Source organism: Nonomuraea sp. NPDC050451 (genome assembly GCF_044458585.1).
Map to the genome: position 1 here is coordinate 1 of NZ_JBITHZ010000092.1, position 5,904 is coordinate 5,904.

Here is a 5,904-nt window from a genome sequence, read left to right on the forward strand (position 1 = left end):
AAAGCTACGAGGCCGGACTCTACCTCCGAGGCTCGATCATGTGGTTAAGACTCCTCACCTCAACCACATGATCCGAACTCTAAACAGCTCCTAGTAGCGGCATGTTCTGGCCAGACGCCAGTGAAATCTGGCCTCAACTGTGGCGCCCCGGGGGCGTACTGGCAGCCCACGCAGGGTAAAACGGCCGTTTGGCGCTCGTGGTGACTTCGGTTCGCGCTCCGCGGCGTACAGCCAGCCGGTCGTGCCAGACAGGAAGGTTCCGCAGTCATCTTGGGTTCTTAGCCTCTTCTCACAGGTCAGAGCGAGATGATCTTTCGGGCACGTCAGGCACGTTGGCTTGCCGTTGAAGGCATGCCGCCTCGCGGACACCGCCGTACGCGGCAGGGAACTTCCAGGGCCGCGACGAACTGCCGCTCAAGTGGAGATCGGCTGCGGAAAGGGACGGCCGAACCAGTAACGCGAAGATGCAGAAGGGCCTGCCCCCGTTCGAGGCGAGCCCTTTTCCTGCGGGCGGTCCTGGCGCAGCATCCTTTGGCCCTGCAATCCGCTGTACGCCTACCGCATCGAGGTCGAGCCCTACGTCAACGCGCTGGAGAAGCGTTATGCGCACTCGACCGTAGCCCGCAAGCTGTCGGCGATCTTTCGTGATACCGCTACCCTCTCGCGTGTCGGCGTCAGCACGATGCTGGCGTGCCCGAGCATGGCCACTACCAACTGGCGGAACCGGCCGGTGAGGCAACTCTGGCGGCAGCGGCGCGGTGTCCGCAGTGGTGAACACGTATCCCGAGTCCTGCCAGCCTGCGCCCGCCCTCGCGCTCAGCTCCTCTTGGCGCTCGCGGCGCCGGGTCAGCACCCGTATGCGGTCTCCGCGTCCAGGTGAACCGACCCGTGGTCACCGACCCTTCGTCGTACGCTCGGCATGCGGTAATGCCCACGGCCACGTGACGGGAGCGCAGACCGGATGAAAAAGCGCGAGAGGCTCGCCCAAGCGATCTTTTTTCAGCTCGGACGGGTGATCACCGCACGGGACTTCTCCGTGCTGTTCGATCGTCGGCTGTTCGCCCAGGCCGCCACGCTGTCCCGCCTGCTGCGAGACGACGACCGGGACATACGCTCCAGGTACGTGCTGGGCATGCTCCACTGGTACCGCTACCAGGCCATGCCCGAAGGCCGCGGCGAGCGGGAACTGGACGATGCCGTCGCCCTGCTGTCGAGATGCTTCGCCATTGGGGATGACGATCTGCCGGAGCCGTTCCTGCCCATTCTGGCCGAGCAGGTCGAGCCCATTGCCGTCGCCCTAACCGAACGGGCCCGGGTGGTCGCGAGCCCCGCGTGGCTCACCGCGCTCGTGGAGCTGTGGCAGCACCTGCTGGACGCCGCTTCTAGCGATCACGCCGTCTACCTCGCGAATCTGGGGAACGCGCTGACTCTGCGCTTCGCTCACCTTGGAGACCTGACCGACGCGGGGCGGGCGATCGAGGTGCTGGAGCGGGCGGTGGAGGACATCCCAGCCGAAGACATCAGGCAGGCCGAGATGCTGTCAACCTTGGGCACGTGTCTGCAGCTGCGGTATCGGCATACCTGGGATCAGGTGGACTTGGACAAGGCGGCCACCGTTCTGGAACGGGCCGTCGCAGCCCTTCCCAGCGGTCATCCCAAGGAACCGGTCGTCCTGAATAATCTGGGGAACGTCAAGCGCCTCCGGTACGCCCGCATCGGTGATCCGGCCGACCTGCGGGAGGCGGTCGATCTTCTGGACCAGGCCGTCAAGGCGGTCTCCCCGAATGATCCCAACCATGCGGCGCTCTGCAATCTGTCACTGGTGTTACGGGCCAGGTTCGAGCGGGACGGGGATCCGGCCGATCTCGACACCGCCATCGAGGCCGGACGCCAGGCGGTGGAGGCAGCACCGTCCGGCTGTCTGGATCGCGCGTCGTGCCTGTCGGCTCTGGGAATCGCCCTGCAGGCCCGATACGAACGCGTCGGCGACGCGGCAGACGCCGACGAGGCGATCGCCGTGCTGGAGCAGGCCGTGCAGGCCAGCACTCGAGACGATCATGATTACGGAAGCCATCTGACCGATCTCGCGCTCGCGCTGCGGGAGCGGTTCGACAGGACCGGCGACGGAGCCGATCTGGACACTGCGGTCGAGCTAGGCCGCCGGGCCGTGGAGACCGCGCTGCCCGGTCACCGCAACCGTGCGATGTACCTGTCGAACCTCGGCAACGTGTTGCGCACCCGGTTCGAGTGGGCCGATGACCCCGCCGATCTGGATGAGGCCGTTGAGGTAGGGCGGAGAGCGGTGCTGGACACGCCCATGGACGGGAGGAACCGCGCGGGGCGGCTTTCCAACGTGAGCATCGCCCTGACGCTCCGGTTCCAGCGCGACGGGAACCGGAGCGATCTGGACGAGGCCATCGAGGTGGGTCGTCAGGCGATGCGTGACACGCCCGCCGACCACCCCAAGCGCGCGGCGCGCCTGTCCAGCTGGGGGGTTGCGCTGCGGCTCCGGTCGGAGCATTTCGAGGACGGTGGGAATGAGGCTGGTCGGGGCGAGGCTGATCTGGACGGGGCCGTCGAGGCGGGTCGCGAGTCGGTGCGGTGCATTCCCGAGGATCATCCTCATCGCGCTAGGTTTCTGTGCAACCTCGCCGCCGCGCTGCGCCTGCGGTTCGAGCGCGGCGGGGTTGAGTCCGACCTGGAGGAGGCGCGCAGCGCTTACGAGGAGGCGGCCGGTGCCGCGACCGCCGCCCCCTTGACCCGCGTGGAGGCCGCGTCGTCGTCGGCGGGTCTCGTCGTCGAATCCGACCCTGAGCGGGCCGCCGACCTGCTGGAAGAGGCGGTACGGCTCCTGCCCACGGTGGCGCCTCGATATCTGCGCCGACCCGATCAGCAGTTCGCCGTCGGCAGGCTCGCCGGGCTCGCCGCCGAAGCGGTCGCCTCCGTGCTGACTAGCGCCGACAGCAAGATAAGGGCGGGGAGAGATGCGGACCGAGCGCAGAGGGACGGGGCCGAGCGGGCGCTGAGTTTGATGGAGAGGGCCAGGGCGGTGCTGCTCAGCCAGGCGCTCAACACCCGCAGCGATTTGACAGGCCTGCGCGAACGGGATCCGGTGCTGGCCGCCCGGTTCGTCCGGCTACGTGACCTGCTGGAGCGCCCCGACCGCGACGAGGCGGAACGTGCCATTGCTCCGGGGGAGCGGCGGCGCCTGGCCAAGGAGTTCGAGGAGACGTTGATCAGGATCCGCGCCGTGGACCCCTCCTTCGCCCTCCCGCCCACCACCGAGGACCTTCTGGCCCAGTCCCAGGCAGGGCCGATCGTGGCAGTCAACCTCAGCTCCCGGCGCAGCGACGCCCTGCTGCTCACGAAAGGAGGCATCACCACGCTGCCCCTCCCGGATCTGACGCCGGCCGAGGTGATCGACCAGGTCGAGATCTTCCACCAGGCCCTGCACGTCACCTCCCACCCCTCCACGACACCTCAACTCCGCATTGAGGCCCAAACCATGATGCGTATGGTCCTGGAATGGCTGTGGGACGCCGTCACCGAACCCGTCCTGAGCACCTTGGGCTACGACCACGAGCCCGCGTCCGGGGAGGAGTGGCCACGCCTGTGGTGGGTTCCCTCAGGGCTGCTGGGCCTGCTGCCACTCCACGCGGCGGGATACCACGTTCACCGGCGTACGGTGATAGACCGGGTCGTTTCCTCCTACACTCCGACGATAGGGGCGCTGCGCCACGCCCGTGCCAGGCTCGCGCTCCGGTCCGGCGCGGGCGAGCCGGTCCGCTCGCTCATCGTGGCGATGCCCGATACTCCCGGGCACGGCCGGTTACCTCATGTTCCGGCCGAGGTCGAGCTGGTACGTGCCCGCCTGCCCCACCCTGTCGTGCTCGCCGAACCCGGATCCGGGCTCGACGGCACCGCCGGGAAGGCCAGGAAGGCCGACGTTCTCGCGCACCTTCCAGGCAGCGCGATCGCACATTTCGCCTGCCACGGCCACACCGACACCGATGACCTTTCGAGGAGCAGGCTGCTGCTGCACGACCACCAGGACGCCCCGCTGAGTGTCGCCACTCTCGCCCAGGTCACGCTCCACCACGCGTCTCTGGCGTACCTGTCGGCCTGCGGCACCGCCGCCGCGCCCCCCACCGAGCTGATGGACGAGGCCGTGCATCTGGCCTCGGCGTTCCAGCTCGCCGGGTTCTCACAGGTCGTCGGCACATTGTGGGAGATCAACGACCGCGTCGCCGTCCAGGTCGCCGACCTCTTCTACGCCGGCCTCGGCACAAACACCGGTCGTGTCCCCCACGCGCTGCATCATGCCATCCGTACCATCCGCGAGCGGTTCCCCGCCACCCCGTCGTTTTGGGCGGCACACATCCACGTCGGAGTCTGACAGTCAGGGGCCACGCAGGAGGCCGGTCAATACCGCGCCGGTCTCGCGGCTGATCGGGCCGGTGTGGTCCAAGCCGAGCCGATGCGTGAGGTCGGCCGACTGCAGGCGGGCGGTGGCCTCCACCAGGAGTGTGTAGGTGTCGCAGGCTGTCCGCGCGCGCCGCCACGCCGTCAGCAGCACTGCGCCTGCTGACACTTCCGTCCGTGCAGGTCAAGCGGCATGTGAGTATTAGAGGAGGATGCCACCGAGTTGGTCTCGTCAGGCCGGAGTTGCGTCCACGGGAGTGCTGCATGGGTTGGAGCACGTGCCGAGCACTGCGACCGTCATCAGTAGCTGGCGCCGGTGTGGCTGAGCGCGGAATCCATTCCGGGGGGCCGCGACGCATTGTCGAATAGGGCGGCCCGACCGTGCTCGGTGCGTGCTCGTACGCTCCGTCACACGCCGTCAGGACTTGGCATCATCGGACACCCAAAACGCGCTGAGGTGGCACTAACTATCACTCAACGGCACAGCGCGACACTAAAGGATCTTGCTTCTAATCCGACGGTCGCAGGTTCGAATCCTGCAGGGCGCGCTTTGATCATGGTCTGATCTGTTGAACTCCGCGCAGGTCACGCACCTGGCCGAGTTCGTCCTTGGCCGCGTCCTGGGTGGCGAAACCGCCGCGGCGCAGCGGCCCGCGCCGCTTGCCGTCGGGTCCGGGTGGGAGTTCGATTTGGTAGTTCCAGATGCCGTGTCGGTAGCTCCATCCGCCGTCGGAGGGGCGCTGCTTGGGGCATTTCTGCCCGAGTGCCTTGCCGTCGGCGTCGCGGCAGGAGCAGCGTTTGAAGGTGCGTCCCTCAGCCATCGTGTGTCCTGTCCTGTTCTCTTTGGTGCTGTCGGGCGGGGCCGGTGTGGTGGTGAGCAGGGGCGGGGTGGCGCTCAGCCCTGGAAGCGGCCGGTGAAGGGACTGATCGCCCTGTTCGAAGGGCGTGCCTTCGGTAGTCCTGTTCCAGACACGCATCCCGCGCTTTCCCGTTCAGCCATGGCCCCGGTGGTGGCTGGCTACGGGTGCATGGCGGTCCTGTTGCCCGTGCCGCCGTCTGTACGGCGTGGAGCGCCGCCACCGTGTTCCCGGCCGTGCCGGACAGGGCGTATCGACGCCCACCTGGATGGCAATGGTCAAGGCCGAATCCAACGGTCAACGCCGGGCCGGGGGCGTCGGCGGTCTCTGCACGGCGTCGCCGCCGGCTCAGCGCTCTTCGCTTCGAGTCGCCACAGAGCAAGGACGGCTCTCGCCGCAGGAACGCACCCATGCGTGCGAGCGAGATGAGAAGCCGTTTCCAGGGCGCTGGCCCGGAAGACCGTGCAGATGCTGCTGGCCCGATGGGGGGCATCGGTCGGCAGATGAACGCCGTCGGTCGTGCTGAACAGTGAGCTCTTTCCATCGTGACGGCACTGGTCAGGATGGGTCTGTGGGAAGCGGTGGCGGATGAGAGGAGGCTCCCGATAAGACAGCAGTCGACCAA

Annotated in this window: 3 protein-coding genes; 1 reads left to right on the forward strand and 2 read right to left on the reverse strand. The window is 67.6% G+C overall.

Going from position 1 to position 5,904, the window contains the following annotated elements:
* The first annotated feature begins 1,012 nt into the window (after nucleotides 1-1,012).
* Entirely contained in the window at nucleotides 1,013-4,396 is a 3,384-nt protein-coding gene (locus tag ACIBI9_RS67540) for a CHAT domain-containing protein (protein ID WP_397239570.1), read from the forward strand.
* 3 nt (nucleotides 4,397-4,399) lie between these two features.
* Here ACIBI9_RS67540 and ACIBI9_RS67545 read toward each other — a convergent pair whose 3' ends face one another.
* The gene (locus ACIBI9_RS67545; protein ID WP_397239572.1) at nucleotides 4,400-4,591 is read right to left on the reverse strand and encodes a hypothetical protein; all 192 of its coding nucleotides are present in this window, start codon (nucleotides 4,589-4,591) and stop codon (nucleotides 4,400-4,402) included.
* A 385-nt stretch (nucleotides 4,592-4,976) separates the two neighbouring features.
* Nucleotides 4,977-5,243 (reverse strand): hypothetical protein, encoded by a 267-nt coding sequence (locus tag ACIBI9_RS67550; protein WP_397239574.1) that lies wholly within the window; start codon nucleotides 5,241-5,243, stop codon nucleotides 4,977-4,979.
* Nucleotides 5,244-5,904 lie beyond the last annotated feature (661 nt).

Excerpts from the sequence above, each read along its gene's own strand:
- ACIBI9_RS67550 (WP_397239574.1), bottom strand. The coding sequence starts at position 5,243 with ATGGCTGAGGGACGCACCTTCAAACGCTGCTCCTGCCGCGACGCCGAC.